Annotated in this window: 11 protein-coding genes; 8 read left to right on the forward strand and 3 right to left on the reverse strand. The window is 55.7% G+C overall.

From position 1 onward, the window contains the following. Window positions 1-374: 374 nt before the first annotated feature. Both AB8809_RS07525 and AB8809_RS07530 read right to left on the reverse strand, forming a co-directional pair. On the reverse strand, window positions 375-992 hold the full coding sequence (locus AB8809_RS07525) for a tail fiber assembly protein (RefSeq protein ID WP_015840935.1): 618 nt from the start codon (window positions 990-992) through the stop codon (window positions 375-377). Beyond that, on the reverse strand, window positions 992-2,827 hold the full coding sequence (locus AB8809_RS07530) for a phage tail protein (protein WP_349855747.1): 1,836 nt from the start codon (window positions 2,825-2,827) through the stop codon (window positions 992-994). The genes AB8809_RS07525 and AB8809_RS07530 overlap by 1 nt, the downstream gene beginning before the upstream one ends. Before the next feature lie 300 nt (window positions 2,828-3,127). Between AB8809_RS07530 and AB8809_RS07535 the strand changes: the two genes are divergently transcribed. From AB8809_RS07535 to AB8809_RS07570, 8 genes are all read left to right on the forward strand, one after another. Then, entirely contained in the window at window positions 3,128-4,417 is a 1,290-nt protein-coding gene (locus AB8809_RS07535) for a nitrate regulatory protein (protein WP_180777655.1), read from the forward strand. A gap of 932 nt (window positions 4,418-5,349) precedes the next feature. After that, window positions 5,350-6,609, forward strand: a complete 1,260-nt coding sequence (locus tag AB8809_RS07540; protein WP_256554549.1) for a CmpA/NrtA family ABC transporter substrate-binding protein — start codon at window positions 5,350-5,352, stop codon at window positions 6,607-6,609. Between the two features lie 12 nt (window positions 6,610-6,621). Continuing rightward, window positions 6,622-7,536 carry a nitrate ABC transporter permease gene (gene ntrB / locus AB8809_RS07545; RefSeq protein WP_181845407.1) on the forward strand — a complete coding sequence of 305 codons (915 nt, stop codon included), beginning with the start codon at window positions 6,622-6,624 and terminating at the stop codon, window positions 7,534-7,536. 10 nt (window positions 7,537-7,546) lie between these two features. Then, a complete protein-coding gene (locus AB8809_RS07550) occupies window positions 7,547-8,341 on the forward strand; it encodes an ABC transporter ATP-binding protein (protein ID WP_015840929.1) in 795 nt (264 codons plus the stop codon). Between the two features lie 19 nt (window positions 8,342-8,360). Next, window positions 8,361-12,548 carry a nitrite reductase large subunit NirB gene (gene nirB / locus AB8809_RS07555; protein WP_349855889.1) on the forward strand — a complete coding sequence of 1,396 codons (4,188 nt, stop codon included), beginning with the start codon at window positions 8,361-8,363 and terminating at the stop codon, window positions 12,546-12,548. Continuing rightward, window positions 12,545-15,253 (forward strand): nitrate reductase, encoded by a 2,709-nt coding sequence (locus AB8809_RS07560; RefSeq protein ID WP_349855744.1) that lies wholly within the window; start codon window positions 12,545-12,547, stop codon window positions 15,251-15,253. Before nirB ends, AB8809_RS07560 begins: the two co-directional genes overlap by 4 nt. Window positions 15,254-15,278: 25 nt before the next feature. After that, window positions 15,279-16,112, forward strand: a complete 834-nt coding sequence (gene cobA, locus AB8809_RS07565; protein WP_180777658.1) for a uroporphyrinogen-III C-methyltransferase — start codon at window positions 15,279-15,281, stop codon at window positions 16,110-16,112. Between the two features lie 156 nt (window positions 16,113-16,268). Next, window positions 16,269-17,213 carry an Rpn family recombination-promoting nuclease/putative transposase gene (locus AB8809_RS07570; RefSeq protein WP_181845319.1) on the forward strand — a complete coding sequence of 315 codons (945 nt, stop codon included), beginning with the start codon at window positions 16,269-16,271 and terminating at the stop codon, window positions 17,211-17,213. 104 nt (window positions 17,214-17,317) lie between these two features. On the opposite strand, the gene AB8809_RS07575 is transcribed toward AB8809_RS07570, so the two are convergent. Next, window positions 17,318-17,782, reverse strand: coding sequence for a DUF1456 family protein (locus AB8809_RS07575; protein ID WP_015840924.1), 465 nt, complete (start codon window positions 17,780-17,782; stop codon window positions 17,318-17,320). Between the last annotated feature and the right edge of the window lie 6 nt (window positions 17,783-17,788).

The following is a 17,788-nucleotide window of genomic DNA, read 5'->3' on the forward strand; positions in this document are numbered from 1 at the left end:
CGTGCGGGGATTATACCGTGCAAAAACTGAAGGATAAATAGTACAGTTTTTCGATTTGGCGTCTTTATCGTTAATGTTGATTTTTCGGTTTTATATTTTCAATTTTATCTTATTCTTGGTTTTTAATTTCGCATAAATTAAATTTATTGTGTTTTTATTCTTGATTGTTGCGTGTGTTAGTGTCTTATTTTAATTTAAATAGTACAGATTTGAAATATATAAATATAACAGTTTCATTTTTTATTTAAATTTACATTTTTGATGGAGAATAATTGGGGATTATCAGAATAGCCTGCTCAAAGAGACGGAAATGATGAGAGTGCCGTACGCTCAATACGGCACTCCTGATGTGTAATGGTTACTGGTGTTACCGATTAAATGGATGGGGCTTCTGGCCACATCACTGATGCGGCGGTGAGATCAAGGCGGCTCAACGCGACCAGATAAGTTTTCCATTGGGTTAGCCGTTCTTGCTCCTCATCTGTGGCAATGGCTAAGTCCACGGCGTAGCTCAGCTCGGTAATGCGTGTGTTTGCCGTCGTACGTCGTGCTGCCAGTTCCTGCTGCACATTTTGGGCTGCGGCAAGCTGTTGCGCCTCCCGATTTGTCACCCATGTCATTCCATCCCACCGATCAAACTCGGTTGCTGGAGCCAGAAACGTCATATTTTCAGGCAGATTGCCGAATTGCATCACCGTCTGCGCCTGGCGTGTTTCTGTGTTGTAAACCGTCTGGCCGCGATAGTCTGGCACCTGTTCCCAGGCCTTATCGTCTGCGCTACGGCGCAAAGCTTGGCCAACTGGCGGTAATTGCGGTTCGTCGGCATAGCTGTCGGCGGGCAGGCCAACACCTTGCATCACATATTCATAGCTGGCGCTCTGGTATTCCCGCGTCGTCGGGTTCACGTGATAAACCGTAATCCAGCCCGTGTTGATGGCTAATCCGTGTTCGTTCAGTTCTGCGTTTTTAATTTGTGTTGAATAGTTGCTCATTATGCTGCTCTCACGATGTAGTTAAAGGCGATATTGCGTGGACGGGTTTCGTTAGCGGTGCGCGTTTGTAGCGATGAATCAAACACTGCACGAGCACCACCATTGGCATGAGATGATTGTGCGTCGTAATTAACAGATGCTGTTTTGTCGATGTATACAGCTCCAGATGGGGGATAGTTAATGCCATCACCAGCAGCTTGATCATCAAGAACCCATTTTGCCGTTATGGGTTGCATAGCATCACCTTGCGCTGAAAGCAGTGCCCGACTTGCATCCACCCCACGTCCGTCATCCCAGCCGCGCACGAACTCGCCGCGTAGGTCTGGTAACACACCAGATGGATAACGGGATGCTAAAATCGGATACCGTGATTTATCAAATGATTGACCGTTGCATTTTAGCCAGCCAGTAGGGGCGACAGCGCCGGGGAATGGCAGGGGGATGCCAGCTAGATCGTTGATGGAAATAGCTCCCACATCTGCGGAGGTGGGTTTATTGTTGGGACTGTAGATGCGCTGGCCTTTTTCAGTGATTGCACCAACCACATTTACATTATGCCCGGCAGTTAACTCTCCAGTGGCAAGATTGATATCAAATGGCCGTAATGAATTAAAACTCCCTTTTTTATCGCCTTTGTTTGTCAGCAGTATATAAAATCGGTAACCGTCATTACGAAAAATAACGCCATAATCCCCATAATTCAGTCGCAATCCATTAGCCGCTGATAGCTGTAGTTCTCCAGTTGCCTCCCCGCCGGATTGTTTTAAATACCGGGTATCACCCTCGTCTTTTGAGTATGTACCGATGTCTTCCGGTGTAGGCTTATTATTCGGGCTGTAAACCCGTTTCCCTGCTTCATGCAGCATGCCGGAAACATATAACGACCCGTTAGAATTCAGTGACGCCAGTTCGCTTAATGCCTCATGATTGCCGTTCCAGAATGAAAAACCGCCACCGCCGCTGCCACGGTGATTCACGAAATCGGTACGTCCTTCCCCATTAATGCGATTCCAGCATAAAAACGCGCCTTGAGAATCCGGTAATTCAGTCCCCCTTCCGGTTACTTTTACAATATCGTTTGTCTCCAGACGACCGGACATTTTACCCCCGGTCAGCGACAGTTTTCCGGCTAACGCATTCAGTATCGTGGTGGAGAAGTTCGGATCATTACCTAACGCCGCCGCCAGCTCTTGCAGCGTATCAAGCGCGGCAGGTGAACCGTTTACCAATGCTGCTACGGCGGCTTTCACAAAGGCGGTCGTCGCCAATTGCGTGTTATTAGAATTGGAGGCAGCCGTCGGCGCTGTTGGGGTACCCGTGAACGCAGGGCTGTCTTTCGGGGCATATCGAGGGTGTGCATCGAGGACGGAAGCATGGGCATTCAGTTTATTGGCCGCATCAGTTTTCACATCAGCAATCGCATTCAATATGGTTGTGCTGAAGTGCGGATCGTTGCCTAACGCATTTGCCAACTCTTGCAGTGTATCCAGTGCCGCAGGAGAGCCATTGATCAGTGCGGCAATGGCCGTTTTCACAAATGCCGTAGTGGCAATTTGCGTGTTATTTGTCGTCTGCGCTGTGGTAGGTGCAGTAGGCGTCCCCGTCAGCGCCGGGCTATTTTTGGGGGCATATTGCGAATGCGGATCGCTGGCGGCGAGATGGGTTTGCAAACTCTTGCCCGTGGTTTCCTGCATTTTTTTCAGATAGGCCGTGCGGCTGGCTAACTGCTCTGCCTGACGGTTGGAGATTCCTCCTGGACCTGCGACAACGGGATCCGATGTCTCAAGCTGATAAATTCCATCAATCCAGCTTTCTTGTTCAGATAAATTTGCCATGTTCATGCCTTCCTATGGTTGTGTCGTCGCTACGATGCGGTTTTTACAGCGATTTTTTCTGTTTCCGCGCCGATGTCAGCATCGTGCCGATGGCTATAAAACAGTTTTAGTAACGATGATGAGAGTACCTTTTGCGGTGCGGCGGGTTTAGTAACGGAGTTTAAAAATGGAAGTGAAACGTGTACGCAAGTGGCAGTCATCGTGCGGAGTACATGTCATTTCTTCCTGCCGCACTGAGCTGAGGTAACTGGCGCGCTAATTGCATCTTTCTGGCAGTGGTTTTTTTCAGGAGAGACAGCGATGGTGGCGGAGCCTTCAACGACAATTCGATTTTTACTTGCCTCGCGCCAGTGTGAGCTAAACAGCCTGCGCTACCTGCTGCAAAGTGGTGAGCTGGTGGGGAAAATCAGCCAGCTTGTGCATCTGTTGCAGCGCGAACGGGGAACGGCCAACCTGTTTCTTTGTTCCGATGGCCGATTTTTCGCTGACGAACTGGCGCTACGTGAGAAAGATGTGCAGGCGGCGCAGGCACACTTGATGACGCATCTGGCCGGATTGGAAAAAATGACGGCAGAATTGCCGCAGGCGAGCCGTCTGTTCAGCCGTGTCGCCAGCGTGGTCTATGCGCTGAGTCTGCTGCCCGCGCTGCGCCAGCAGATTCGCCAGCGTTTGCTGCCTCAGCCACAGGCGATGACATTTTTCAACGATATTGTTCGTAACCTGCTGGCACTGGTTTTTGAGGTCTCTGACACGGCGGCCGATCCAGGGATTTCCCGCGCGCTGATTGCCATGTTCAGCTTTATGCAGGGGAAAGAACTGGCGGGGCAGGAGCGGGCTATTGGTGCGGCGGCCTATGCAGCAGGCAGTGTCGATGAGGACACCCGGCAAAAGCTGCTGGATTTGATTGAGCGGCAAGAGCGTTGTTTCGATACTTTTCTGAGTTTTAGCGATGAAGAAAACCAGCAGTGCTGGCGTGCTATCGCGGTAGACAGTGAATTTGAACGCTTGCGTCGCATCGTGTGCACCCGTAGCCCGATAGAAAAACTGTCGGAAGCCGACAGCCTGCACTGGTTTTCGATTGCCACGCGACGCATCGATGAAATGAAACAGATGGAAGATGAACTGGAGCAGACGCTGATGCAGCGCTGTCGGACTCGTATTGCGGCGGCGGAGAAAGCGTGCAGCGATCAGCGGGCAGATCTCGAAGAGCTGATGGCGCAGCAGGAGAATGACGATCCCGGTTATTCGATATTTGTCGCCGGTCATGACGTGGAAGGGCAGAGTGCCCCTCCCGGTTGGCTACATAGTGATGGCGTCAGTCCACAACTGGGACGCTCGCTGCTGTCGCTGGTGCAGCAACAGTCGCGGCGCTTACAGGCGCAGGATCATGAACTGGCTGCACTACGAGCGACGTTAAATGAAAGAAAACAGATCGATCGCGCGAAGGGCTTACTGATGCAACACCGTGGATTAAGCGAAGAAGAGGCCTACAAAACCCTGCGCCGCATGGCGATGAGTCAGAATAAAAAGCTGATTGATATCGCAACAGCGATGCTCGCAGTAGCAGACGTATTCGGGGATACCCCTTAAGAGGTATATGCACATGAACTGTGCGTGTTCTGCCAGTTAGCGGTGCAAAACTCTGTCTTGTGAGTGGGAAAATAGCTGAGTCACTGACGGTGTGAAGTGGTTTCGTGCGTACAAAGATCGCTATTTCTATGCTACGTCGTAGCACACGCACGACACGGGGCGCTCAGTCGCCGCCGCCCCGTGACCCGAGGCTTTTTCGCGGGAAATTACGCCGCTGCGCGGTTCCTTCGGAAAATCAGTCACCTGACGGACCGTAGCTGACGCGCTCCCGGCGCGGCAGCCACTTTCGCAGCGTCCATGCTGCTCATCCTGGAGACTGATTTCTCCTCAGCGTAATTTACGCGACAGAAAAGATAAACCACTATTACCCTCTTTCTGCTGTGGTCATAAATTGTAAAATTTCACTATTTATTAATATCTTACTTTTGCATGGCGTAAAAATTATGCAGCGGTGGGCGTGACCGCCGAGTGAGCGGCATGGATGCCGCGAAAGCCAGTGCCGCGTAGGGAACGCGTCACTGGCGGCTCGATTAGCGGTCATGTTCACCGATGGCACCGCGTAGCGGCATAATTTAGCCGGAAGCCAGGGTTCGCAGGGCTGCGGCGCTTGAGCGCCCTGCGTCGGGCGTGTGTGAGATATTGAATATAATAGTGGGGGTATGGCGCACGAAACTATCTCCGAACCTGTATAGATAGGTGATTAAGAAACCGCCCCTGAGAAGGGAAGGTTCGCAAAACTGTGACATCTGGCACAAACCTTGCTTTAATTCATTAGCAACAACCAAACATTCATAACGCGTTTCGGGCCAACGGCGGTGCGGAAGGTGTTAATCGGACAACGGCGTCCATAAGCGTGCAGATTCTGCATGGGCTTGTGGACGCCGTTTTTGTTTTTCCCGCCTGAAAAGGTGTTTTGCGCAAGGGTGTCGTTGATGAGTGATTCCAAAACCAAAAGCATGACCGTCTCTCGCCGCCAGTTTCTGTTGGGGAGTGCAGCACTGGGAGGCAGCTTGATGCTGCCAGGGTTGATGAATAGCGCCTGGGCCGCGGGTTCCGATGCACCGGAGAAAAAGGAAATCCGGGTCGGTTTTATCCCGTTGACGGACTGCGCCTCGGTCGTGATGGCGGCAGTAAAAGGTTTCGATAAGAAATATGGCATCACTATCGTGCCCAGCAAAGAAGCCAGTTGGGCAGCGGTGCGCGACAAGCTGGTGTCGGGCGAGTTGGATGCCGCACACATTCTGTACGGGCAACTGTACGGTCTGCAAATGGGGCTGTCCGGGTCGCAGAGCAACATGGCGGCGCTGATGACGCTCAACCAGAACGGACAAGGGATCACGTTGGCTAACCAACTGCGTGAAGCCAATGTCACGGATCTCGCTGCGCTACAAAAATATATCGCCGCCAGCCCGGCGGGCACCTATACCTTCGCGCAGACCTTCCCGACCGGTACGCACGCCATGTGGCTCTATTACTGGCTGGCCTCCGCCGGAATTCATCCACTGAACGATGTACGCACCGTGGTGGTGCCGCCGCCGCAGATGGTGATGAACATGAAGATCGGCAACATGGTTGGTTATTGCGTCGGTGAACCGTGGAACCAGCGTGCCATCAGCGAAAAAATCGGTTTTACCGCTGCTACCTCGCAAGACATTTGGCCGGATCACCCCGAAAAAGTGTTGGGCACCCGCGCTGACTGGGCGAACGCCAACCCACACAGCGCCCGTGCACTGACCGCCGCGATTCTCGATGCTTCGCGCTGGATTGATGCCTCGGACGACAACCGCCGTGAGACGGCAGGTGTCGTTGCCGGACGTGCGTACATCAATGCTAAAGAAGAAACCATCGTTGGACGCATGTTGGGCCAATACGAAAATGGGCTGGGCAAAAGCTGGAAAGACGAACACGCGATGCGTTTCTACCACGACGGTTCCGTGAACTACCCGTACCTGTCCGATGGCATGTGGTTCCTCACCCAGCATAAACGCTGGGGCTTGCTCACCGAAGAGCCGGACTATCTGGCCGTCGCGAAGCAGGTTAACCGGATTGATATCTACAAGCAGGCGGCCGAGGCCGTGGGAAATGTGCCGTTACCCGGTAGCGACATGCGCACTAGTGTGCTTATCGATGGCCGCCGCTGGGATGGTAGCGATCCGGCGGGCTATGCCAACAGTTTTAGCGTGAAGAAATAAGTGAGGTTGATGATGAAAAACCAGGCCCAAATCATTCCGATTACTGCGGATAACGCTCCGGAAACCGTGCACAGCGCTGAAATTATGCCGCTGCCAACCAAACCGGTAGCACCTGAAAAAGCACCGGCAACGCCTGCTTTCGCCTACCGCCCGCTGCTGCGTAAGCTGTTTCAGCCGCTTTTCCCAGCGGTACTGGGGTTGGGGCTGCTGGTGGCGGTCTGGCAGATTGCCGCGCTCAACAGCGAAAACTTCCCGACGCCGTGGGCGACCTGGCTTGCGGCGCTCAGCCTCTTCGCCGATCCGTTTTATATCGCAGGACCGAACGATCAGGGTATCGGCTGGAACGTATTGGCCTCGCTGCAACGCGTGGGTATTGGCTTCGGGCTGGCGGCGCTGGTCGGCATTCCTACGGGGTTCCTGATTGGCCGTTTTACGTTTCTGGCCAATATGCTCAACCCGATTATTTCGCTGCTGCGCCCGGTCAGTCCGCTGGCGTGGCTGCCTATCGGGCTGCTGCTGTTCCAGCGCGCTGAACCGGCATCCAGCTGGACTATTTTCATCTGCTCCATCTGGCCGATGATCCTCAACACCGCCGAAGGCGTACGTCGCATCCCGCAGGATTACCTGAACGTGGCGCGGGTGTTGAAGCTCTCCGAATTCACCATCATGCGCAAAATTCTGCTGCCCGCGGTGCTGCCTAACGTCTTAACCGGCGTACGTCTGTCGATTGGCGTTGCCTGGCTGGTCATTGTCGCGGCGGAGATGCTGACCGGCGGCGTCGGGATCGGCTTCTGGATTTGGAATGAGTGGAACAACCTGAATGTAGAAAACATCATCATCGCCATTGTGGTGATTGGCGTTATCGGTCTGCTGCTTGAGCAGGGACTGGTGTGGATTGCTAACCGTTTCAGCTATGACAACCGCTAAGGAGCCGACGATGCGTACAACACCGATTATTCAAGTGCAGCAGGTGAGCCAGCGTTTCAACACCGCCAGCGGTGAGTTTCTGGCGCTGGATCAGGTGAGTTTTGACATTCATACCGGTGAGACGATCAGCCTGATCGGCCACTCCGGCTGCGGCAAGTCCACGTTATTGAACTTGATCGCCGGTCTGACGCTGCCGAGCAGCGGCGGTCTGCTGTGTGACAACCGTGAAATCGACGGACCGGGGCCGGAGCGCGGCGTGGTCTTTCAGAACCACTCGCTGCTGCCGTGGCTGACCACCTACGAAAACGTTGCGCTGGCGGTACGCCAGGTATTTCGCGGGCAGATGAATAAGCACGAGATGCACGAATGGATTACCCACAATCTGGAACTGGTGCACATGGGGCACGCGTTGAACAAGCGGCCGAATGAGATTTCCGGCGGGATGAAGCAGCGTGTGGGTATCGCCCGCGCGCTGGCGATGAAGCCGAAAGTGTTGCTGATGGATGAACCGTTTGGTGCGCTGGATGCGCTGACTCGCGCGCACCTTCAGGATGCAGTCATGGAGATTCAGCAGCGTTTGCAAACCACGATTGTGCTGATTACTCACGACGTAGACGAGGCGGTGTTGCTATCGGATCGTGTGCTGATGATGACCAACGGCCCGGCGGCGACGGTCGGTGAAATCATGACGGTCGAGCTGGAACGTCCACGCTCGCGCGTCGCACTGGCCGACGATCCGCGTTACCACCACTACCGTCAGCAGGTGCTGCATTTCTTATATGAAAAACAGCCTAAAGCAGCCTGATAGCGAGGCCGGAACGATGATGAAACCGCATCTGATTGTGATTGGTAATGGGATGGCAAGCGCACGATTCGTCGATGTGCTGCGTCAACTGGCCGCGACGCGCTACCGCATCACCGTGATTGGTGATGAACCGCGCGCCAGCTATAACCGCATTCTGCTGTCGCCGGTATTGAGCGGCGAAAAAGCGTTTACGGATACGCTGCTGACGCCTGCAGCTATCGACGATGATGCGGCGCTGCCGGTGAACACTCTGCTGGGTGAGCGGGTAACTCATATCGATCGCCAGCAGCGTGAGGTGACAACGACGCAACGGCAACTGCATTACGACCATCTGGTGCTGGCGACAGGTTCCACGCCGTTTATGCCGCCGATGCCCGGTATCGATCTGGCGGGTGTGTGTGGCTTCCGCACGCTGGATGATGTCGAGCTGATGTTGGCGACGATCCGCCGGTCCGTTCCTGCGGTGGTGATTGGCGGGGGCTTGCTCGGGATTGAAGCGGCAGCGGCGCTGAAACTGCGCGGCGCTGACGTCACGCTGCTGCATCGCGTTCCGGTTTTGATGGAGCGGCAGTTGGACGCTATGGCAAGCGATCTGCTGTGCGACAGCCTGCGCGCACGCGGTATTGCCTGTGAGACGGATGTGCAGGTTGTGGCGCTGCACGGTGATGAACACGGCGTCACGGCTGTTGCACTGGCGGATGGCCGCACGATCCCCGCCGGTCTGGTGGTGGTGACCGCGGGCGTGATCCCCGCCAGCCAGCTTGCACGCGAGTGCGGATTACCCTGCAACCGCGGCATCCTGGTGGACGGTCAACTGCAAACTGCCGACCCCTATATCAGCGCGATCGGCGAATGCTGCGAGCTCAACGGTGAAGTCGTCGGGCTGGTTGCCCCGTGTTTTGCCCATGCCACGCTGGTGGCGCAGCGTCTGGCCGGACACGCACCGCAAGATTATCAGCGTGAACAGGCGGCGACGCGGCTGAAAGTTACGGGCATTGGCGTGGTCAGCGGCGGCGATATTAACGTGGCGCCGGATGATGAGGTGTACACCCTTTTTGATCCGCAGACGCAGCACTATCGTCGTCTGCTCCTGCGCGACGGGCGGCTAAGCGGTGTTCTGCTGTATGGCGACACCGACGACAGCCAGCGTCTGCTGGCCGCAATGGATCGCGCAACTGCAGGCGAGACGATTCCGCCTGCCTCGCTGCTTTTTGGCTTTTCTTCCCCCGATTCTGACTCACAGCCTGAAGCTGTAAGGATTCCTGTCATGAGCAAACCTATTTTAGTGGTCGTTGGCCACGGTATGGTCGGCCACTATTTTCTTGAACAACTGGTCGAGCGCGACTTGCACCAGCACTACCACATCGTCGTCTTTGGCGAAGAACGCCATGAAGCCTATGACCGCGTGCATCTCTCCGAGTATTTCTCAGGGCGCAGCGCCGCCTCGCTGTCGCTGGTAAAAGAGGGTTTTTTTGCCGAGAGCGGTATTGAGCTGCGCAACGCCAGTGAGATCGTGGCTATCGATCGGGAACGTCAATGCGTATCTGACGCGCAGGGCAGAGAAATCGCCTACGACAAATTGGTGCTGGCGACGGGCTCTTATGCATTTGTTCCGCCGATTCCCGGCAATACGCGCCCCGGCTGTCTGGTGTATCGCACACTGGACGATCTGGACGCGATTGCGGCACAGGCGAAAAAGGCTAAATCCGGCGTAGTAATCGGTGGCGGCTTGCTGGGGCTGGAAGCCGCCAATGCCCTGCGTCAATTGGGGCTGGACACTCATGTGGTGGAATTTGCACCGCGCCTGATGGCGGTACAGTTGGATGACGGCGGTGCCACCATGCTGCGGCGCAAGATTGAAGCGCTGGGCGTACAGATTCATGTCAGCAAAGAAACGCGAGAAATTACCGACGGCGAGCAGGCGTTGCATCGTCTCTGCTTTGCTGACGGCAGCGTACTGGAAACCGATTTGGTGCTGTTTTCCGCCGGGATTCGTCCGCGTGACAAACTGGCGGATAGCTGTGATTTAGAGAAAGGGCCACGTGGTGGCATTGTGATTGATGACCATTGTCAAACCTCCGATGACGCAATTTTTGCCATCGGCGAATGTGCGCTATGGAAAGGCCAGATTTTCGGACTGGTGGCACCGGGCTACCAGATGGCACGCAGCGTAGCCGATACCCTGGCGCAGCGGGATACGCCATTTACCGGCGCTGATATGAGCACCAAGCTGAAACTGCTGGGTGTTGACGTGGCCTCGATTGGTGATGCGCACGGACGAACGGCGGGAAGCCAAAGTTATCAGTGGACGGACGGTCCGAACGAGATCTACAAGAAAATCGTCGTGTCTGCCGACGGCAAGCATTTACTGGGTGCGGTATTGATTGGCGATAGCAGCGATTACAGCACGCTGCTGCAAATGATGCTCAACGATATGCCGTTGCCCGCACAGCCGGAAAGCCTGATTTTACCTGCACGTTCTGGCGATGCGCCGAAAGGGCTGGGCGTGGCGGCGTTACCCGCTAGTGCACAGATCTGTTCTTGCCATAATGTCAGCAAAGGCGATATCTCTGCGGCGGTAGCGGGTGGCTGCGGCGAGCTGGGCGCGCTAAAAACCTGCACTAAAGCGGGAACAGGCTGCGGCGGCTGTGTGCCGCTGCTTAAACAGGTGATGGAATATGAACTGACGCAGTTGGGCGTCGAAGTGAAAAAGGACATTTGCGAGCACTTCGCCTACTCACGTCAGGAGCTGTATCACCTGATCCGCGTGCACGAAATCCGTTCATTCGACAGCCTTCTTGAGCGTTATGGCCACGGCTTGGGCTGTGAAGTGTGTAAGCCGCTGGTGGGGTCGATGCTGGCGTCTTGCTGGAATGATTATCTGCTGCAACCGCAGCACCTGCCGTTGCAGGATACCAACGATCGTTTCTTCGCCAACATCCAAAAAGACGGTACGTATTCCGTGGTGCCACGCGTGCCGGCAGGGGAAATTACGCCAGAAGGGTTAATCGCCATCGGTCAGGTGGCGCAGCGCTACAACCTGTACACCAAGATCACCGGCGGCCAGCGGGTGGACTTATTCGGTGCACGATTGGAACAACTGCCGGCGATCTGGCGTGAGCTGATCGACGCTGGATTTGAAACCGGCCATGCCTACGGTAAATCGCTGCGTACCGTGAAATCCTGCGTGGGTTCGACCTGGTGCCGCTACGGCGTGCAGGATTCCACCGGGCTGGCGATTCAACTGGAACACCGTTACAAGGGGCTGCGTTCACCGCATAAGATCAAAATGGCGGTGTCTGGCTGTACCCGCGAATGTGCAGAAGCGCAGAGCAAAGATATCGGCGTGATTGCCACTGATAAAGGCTGGAACCTTTACGTGTGCGGCAACGGCGGTATGAAACCGCGCCATGCGGATCTCTTCGCCAGCGATCTGGATACGGAAACCCTGCTGCGCACCATCGATCGGGTCTTGATGTTTTATATCCGCACCGGCGATCGCCTCCAGCGTACCAGCACCTGGATGGATAATCTGGAGGGCGGTATCGACTATTTACGTCAGGTGATTCTGGAAGACAGCCTGAATATCGGTGAAGAGCTGGATAAAGAGATGCAGCGTGTGGTGGAGGCCTACCAGTGTGAATGGCAAACCACGTTGGAAAGCCCGGAACGTCTGGCGCTGTTCCGCGGCTTCCTGAACAGCGATAGCCCGGATGAAGCGGTGGTGATGGTGCCGGAGCGTGGACAGATTCGTCCGGCACAGGATCATGAGAAAGCGGTATCGCCAGAACCGGTTGCGCTGAAGCCCACGGCACATGAAGCGGAATGGGTACAGGTGGCGACGCTGGGGGATATTCCGCGTCATGCGGGTATGGCGGCACGCCTCGGACAGCAGCAAATCGCGCTGTTCCATCTGCCGGGGAGCGAGCAGCAGGTGTACGCGCTGGAAAACCATGAACCGGGCAGCGGGGCGAATGTGTTGTCCCGTGGGCTGATAGGCGACGTGGCGGGTGAACCCGTCGTGATTTCTCCGCTGTACAAGAAACGCTTCAAGCTGCGTGATGGCGTGAGCCCAGATGACAGCGCGCTGTACGTGCGCGCCTGGCCGGTGCGCGTGGAAGACGACGAGATTTGGGTGTGCCGTCAGCCGCTGGCCGTACCGGAAAGCGTCGGTCTGGCAGACGCTGCTATGGCGAAAGCATCATGAACGCGCGCGTCTGTCGGACAACCTGCCCGTATTGTGGCGTTGGCTGTGGCGTGCTGGCAGAGCGCGACGAGCAGGGTGCGGTAAAGATCAGCGGCGATCCCGTGCATCCGGCGAATTTAGGGCGGTTGTGCGTCAAAGGCTCTGCGCTGGGAGAGACGCTGGATTTGAACGGTCGCCTGCTGTGGCCGCTGGTGGAAGGACGTCGTGTGAGCTGGGAGCAGGCGCTCGATACGGTGGCTGAGCGGCTGCTGGCAACCATGCAGCAACACGGCCCGCAGTCGGTGGCGTTTTATGGTTCAGGTCAGCTGTTGACGGAGGATTACTACGTTGCCAACAAGCTGATGAAGGGCTTTATTGGCGTCGCCAATATGGATACCAATTCGCGGCTGTGCATGGCGTCGGCGGTGATCGGCTACAAACGTGGACTGGGTGCGGATGCCGTTCCCTGTAATTACGAAGATATCGAACAGGCGGATGTGGTGGTGCTGGTGGGATCTAATACCGCCTGGGCGCATCCGGTGGTATATCAGCGACTGGTACAGGCGAAACAGCAGCGATCACAGATGCAGGTCGTGGTGGTCGATCCTCGACGTACCGCAACCTGCGATATCGCCGATCTGCATTTACCGCTGCAACCCGGCAGTGATGCCGGGCTGTTTAACGGCCTGTTGCAGTGGATTGTGCAGCACTCGCGTGTCGACATCGCCGAACTGGCCGAGCGTTTTTCCGGCGTAGAAGAGGCATTACAGTCGGCGCAGATGTGGTCGGTGGCGCAGGTGGCAGATTTCTGCCAGTTGAATGAAGCCGATATCGTGCGTTTTTATCACCTGTTCAGCACGAGTGAAAAGGTGGTCACGCTCTATTCACAGGGCGTTAATCAGTCGTCATCGGGTAGCGATAAGTGCAATGCGATCGTCAATGCTCATCTACTGAGCGGAAAAATCGGCGCGCCGGGTTCTGGCCCGTTTTCGATAACCGGACAGCCAAACGCGATGGGCGGGCGGGAAGTCGGCGGGTTGGCTAATCAGCTTGCCAGCCACATGGGCTTTACGCCGCAGGATATTGATCGCGTGGGGCGCTTCTGGCAGAGCGATAACGTAGCGACGCAGCCTGGCCTGAATGCGGTGGATCTATTTCGCGCCGTGGAACGTGGCGATATTAAAGCCGTGTGGGTGATGGGCACCAATCCAGTGGTGTCGATGCCGGATGCGGATCGGGTAAAACAGGCGCTGGAGCGCTGCCCGTTGGTGATCGTCTCCGAGGTGATGCGCCATACCGATACCGCAGAAACCGCCGATATCTTACTCCCCGCGCTGGGTTGGGGGGAAAAAGACGGCACGGTGACCAATTCCGAACGCCGGTTATCTCGTCAGCGTGCCTTTCTACCTGCACCCGGAGAAGCCAAAGCCGACTGGTGGATCCTGAGCCAGGTGGCGCAGCGTATGGGATTTGCCGAGGCATTTACCTATCAGCATCCGGCGGACATCTTTCGTGAACATGCAGCGCTATCCGGGTTTGAGAATAACGGGAGTCGTGCGTTTGATATCAGCGGGCTGGCGGCGCTTAGCAATCAGCAGTGGCAGCAGTTGGAACCGATACAGTGGCCAGTGAACGCGGCATTCCCACGCGGACGTGCCCGACTGAGTGACGATGGTCGATTCTGGCATGCCGATGGCAAAGCACGTCTGGTGGCGATAACCCCATCGCTGCCGCAAAGTCCGTGGAGCGCGGCATATCCGCTGGTGCTGAACACCGGGCGTATTCGCGATCAGTGGCACACCATGACGCGCACCGGTAAAGCGGCTCGCCTGATGCGTCATATCAGCGAACCTTACTGCGAGCTGCACCCGCAGGATGCGCAGATGCATGATATTCAGGCGGGCGATCTGGTGCGCTTATCGTCAGTGCACGGTTGGATGCTGGCGCGGGCGCGGATTGACGCCGGACAGGCGCGCGGCAGCGTGTTTGTGCCGATGCACTGGAATCAGCAGTTCAGCGCACAGGCGCGGGCAGACAGCTTAGTCCCGCCGATTACCGATCCTCATTCTGGCCAGCCGGAAAGCAAACACAGCCGGGTACGTATCCAGCCTTGGCATACCGCCTGGCAGGCAACGCTATTTTTTGCCGATGAATCGGCTTCAGCACCATTAACCTTACCCGCGGAGCATGATGTTCTGCCTCCGCCTGCAACGTATTGGAGCAAGATTCCGCATGCGGGTGTGACGCAGTACCTGTTTGCCGACCGCTTGCCAGTGGACGATTGGCAGGCGTGGTTGACGGAACATTATGGGTTAGAAAATATGCAGTGCCAGATTGCGCAGGGCAACGGCGTATTTCACCTGGTTGGCTGGCGCGAGGGCCGCGTAGTGTTGGCCTGCTATGTCAGCGCACAGACGCTACGCATCGACAGCGATGCGGTGTGTCAGGCGTTTATCACGCCACCGCAGCGACCGCACGAACGGCATGCACTACTGGCGGGTCAGGCACCGCAGGGGCAGGCGCAGCAGGGAGCCACGATCTGCAGTTGCTATAGCGTTGGTGAAGCGATCATTGTCGATGCGATTCGTCAAGGGTGCCACAGCGTCGCGGCATTAGGGGGAGCCCTGAAATGTGGCACTAACTGCGGTTCCTGTATCCCCGAACTGAAGGCGTTATTGAGTCAGCACGTGCCAATAACGGTCAATGAATTGAAGAAAGCAGGTTGAGCGCCACGGCGTAATGAGGTGTGACATGATGACAACACAATCAATATTGGCGCAGGGCCAACGGCGTCAGCCTGTACTCGGCGGTGAAATCTGGCTGGTGGGCGCAGGGCCGGGCGATGTGGAACTGCTGACGCTGAAGGCGCTGCGGGCAATCCAGCAGGCAGATGTGGTGGTCTACGATCGGCTGGTGTCGGCGGAGATAATGGATCTGGTGTCGGAGCAGGCGCTGTGCATCGACGTTGGGAAAACACGCGGCTGCCACCGTCTGTCACAGGAAAAAATCAATCAGCTGTTGGTCGAGTTGGCGCAGGCTGGGCAACGGGTGATCCGTCTTAAAGGCGGCGATCCCTTTATTTTTGGTCGCGGTGGCGAAGAGATGGACTATGCTCAGCAGGCCGGAATTGTCTGCCATGTGGTGCCGGGTATTACTGCCGCGACAGGCTGTGCGGCGGCCGTGGGGTTACCGTTGACCCATCGCGCCTGTGCACAGTCGGTACGTTTCGTGACCGGTCATTCGCGCGATGGCGAACCCCAGCTAGACTGGCCGACGCTGGCGGACAGCCAGCAAACGCTGGTGTTTTATATGGGGCTGAGTCACAGCAGCCGACTGTGCCAGCGCCTGATTGAGCATGGGTTGTCAGCACAAACGCCCGTTGCGATTATCGAACGCGGCACCCAGCCGGATCAACGGCTATTGACTGCAACGCTGGCAACCTTACCTGCATTACTGGCACGCTATCAGCCGCAGTCGCCCAGTCTGTTGGTGGTTGGTGACGTGGTCCGCTTCTGCCGTCATCCGGCGTTGCACGTCGACGCGGCTCCTGCGCGGCTGGCGATGGAAAAGCATGAAGCCGCCTGACGGTAACGACTCACTGACTATAGCCAGCGCCTCGACATAAACCGTTTTTTCTTCGAGGCGCTTTCCACTTTCTACGTTGTTTTCTGCTTTATCATCGCGTCCCCGTTACTCTCCCTACTGAATTTTTAGCCAGCGTCTGACAGGGAAGGGGGCGAGATGCCATCGCACGATGCGATCTTTAAACAGTTTCTGAGCGACATCGCCGTCGCACGGGATTTTCTGACCATTCATCTGCCGAATGAAATCCGCGAGCGCTGTGATTTCAGCACGCTGCAACTGGAGTCGGCGTCATTTATTGATGAAAAGCTGCGTGCGCGGATATCGGACGTGCTGTACTCGCTGCGTACCACCGCAGGTAAAGGGTACATTTACTGTGTGATTGAACACCAAAGCCGCCCGGAAAAGCAGATGGCTTTCCGACTGCTGCGTTATTGTCTGGCTGCCATGCAGCAACATCTGGATCAGGGACACGATCGCTTACCGCTGGTGGTACCGCTGCTGTTTTATCACGGTAAGACCCGTCCTTATCCCTACCCCCTTCGCTGGCTGGACAGCTTTGCCGATCCCGTACTGGCACAAGCGCTGTATGAACAGCCTTTCCCACTGGTGGATTTAACCGTCATGCCGGACGATGAGATTCGCACGCATCGACGTATGGCGTTACTGGAACTGGTACAGAAGCATATTCGTACCCGTGATATGCTGGAGCTGGCGCGTGAGATTGGGTTACTATTTGAACGCTGGTCGGTGCCGCTGACTCAGCGTCGGGCGCTGTTATTTTATATTGCACAAGTGGGAAACACATCCAAACCCGCAGACTTCATTGACGCACTGGCTGCACCGCTATCAACCGGTCAGGAGGACATTATGACGATTGCAGAACAATTGAAAAAAATGGGATTCGAGGAAGGCATCCAACGCGGTATTCAGCAAGGATTGGAGCAGGGTATTGAACAAGGGATGAAAAGCAGCGCCAGACAAATTGCCCGAGAGTTGCTGTTAACGGGTATGGATAAGGAAAAAGTGCGGCAAATTACCCGACTTGAAAACGAAGAGCTGGAGCAGTTGGTCACGGCTATCCTGCATGAAACACAGCACTAATAGCGTATTAAAAGATACCGTATTAAAAACCGAGCGTTGCTGATGCCTGTGATGGAAAAAGGCCAGTCAGGCAACGCTCACGTCCTTTCGCTAACGCGTTGCCGTTAGCCTTTACGTACTCGCGCCGTCAGCCCTTTCAGGAAGTAGCGGATGACCTGATCGCCGCAGGTGCGATAGTTTTTGTGGTCAGGTGCGCGCATCATCGCGGTGACTTCCGGCACTGAAATGCGGAAATTTTGTTCCAGCAGGATCGCCTGAATATCATCCGTTTTTAGCGAGAATGCGACACGCAGCTTTTTCAGAATAATATTGTTGGTCATCTTGCGCTCAAACTGAGGTGCAGGCTGATTTTCATCTTTGCCACGTTTTTGCAGAATCAGCCCATTCAGGAAATAACTCATCACGATGTCCGGGCAAGGTTGATAGCCTTCCTCACCCTCTTTTTTGACGTAGCTCGCCAACTGCTGGGGAGGGACGGTCATCTCCACCAGCGCCAGGATTTTCAGCAGGTGGTCGTTATTCAGATTCAGCATATAGCGCACGCTGCGCAGGACATCGTTGTTCATCATTACAGA

This window comes from Pectobacterium aroidearum (assembly GCF_041228105.1).
Lineage (GTDB): Bacteria > Pseudomonadota > Gammaproteobacteria > Enterobacterales > Enterobacteriaceae > Pectobacterium > Pectobacterium aroidearum.

What these genes read in the sequence shown, in the direction of transcription:
- cobA (WP_180777658.1), top strand. Translation starts at nt 15,279, where the DNA reads ATGATGACAACACAATCAATATTGGCGCAGGGCCAACGGCGTCAGCCT.
- AB8809_RS07530 (WP_349855747.1), bottom strand. Translation starts at nt 2,827, where the DNA reads ATGGCAAATTTATCTGAACAAGAAAGCTGGATTGATGGAATTTATCAG.
- AB8809_RS07535 (WP_180777655.1), top strand. Translation starts at nt 3,128, where the DNA reads ATGGTGGCGGAGCCTTCAACGACAATTCGATTTTTACTTGCCTCGCGC.
- AB8809_RS07575 (WP_015840924.1), bottom strand. Translation starts at nt 17,782, where the DNA reads ATGATGAACAACGATGTCCTGCGCAGCGTGCGCTATATGCTGAATCTG.
- AB8809_RS07570 (WP_181845319.1), top strand. Translation starts at nt 16,269, where the DNA reads ATGCCATCGCACGATGCGATCTTTAAACAGTTTCTGAGCGACATCGCC.
- AB8809_RS07525 (WP_015840935.1), bottom strand. Translation starts at nt 992, where the DNA reads ATGAGCAACTATTCAACACAAATTAAAAACGCAGAACTGAACGAACAC.
- nirB (WP_349855889.1), top strand. Translation starts at nt 8,361, where the DNA reads ATGAAACCGCATCTGATTGTGATTGGTAATGGGATGGCAAGCGCACGA.
- AB8809_RS07560 (WP_349855744.1), top strand. Translation starts at nt 12,545, where the DNA reads ATGAACGCGCGCGTCTGTCGGACAACCTGCCCGTATTGTGGCGTTGGC.
- AB8809_RS07550 (WP_015840929.1), top strand. Translation starts at nt 7,547, where the DNA reads ATGCGTACAACACCGATTATTCAAGTGCAGCAGGTGAGCCAGCGTTTC.
- ntrB (WP_181845407.1), top strand. Translation starts at nt 6,622, where the DNA reads ATGAAAAACCAGGCCCAAATCATTCCGATTACTGCGGATAACGCTCCG.
- AB8809_RS07540 (WP_256554549.1), top strand. Translation starts at nt 5,350, where the DNA reads ATGAGTGATTCCAAAACCAAAAGCATGACCGTCTCTCGCCGCCAGTTT.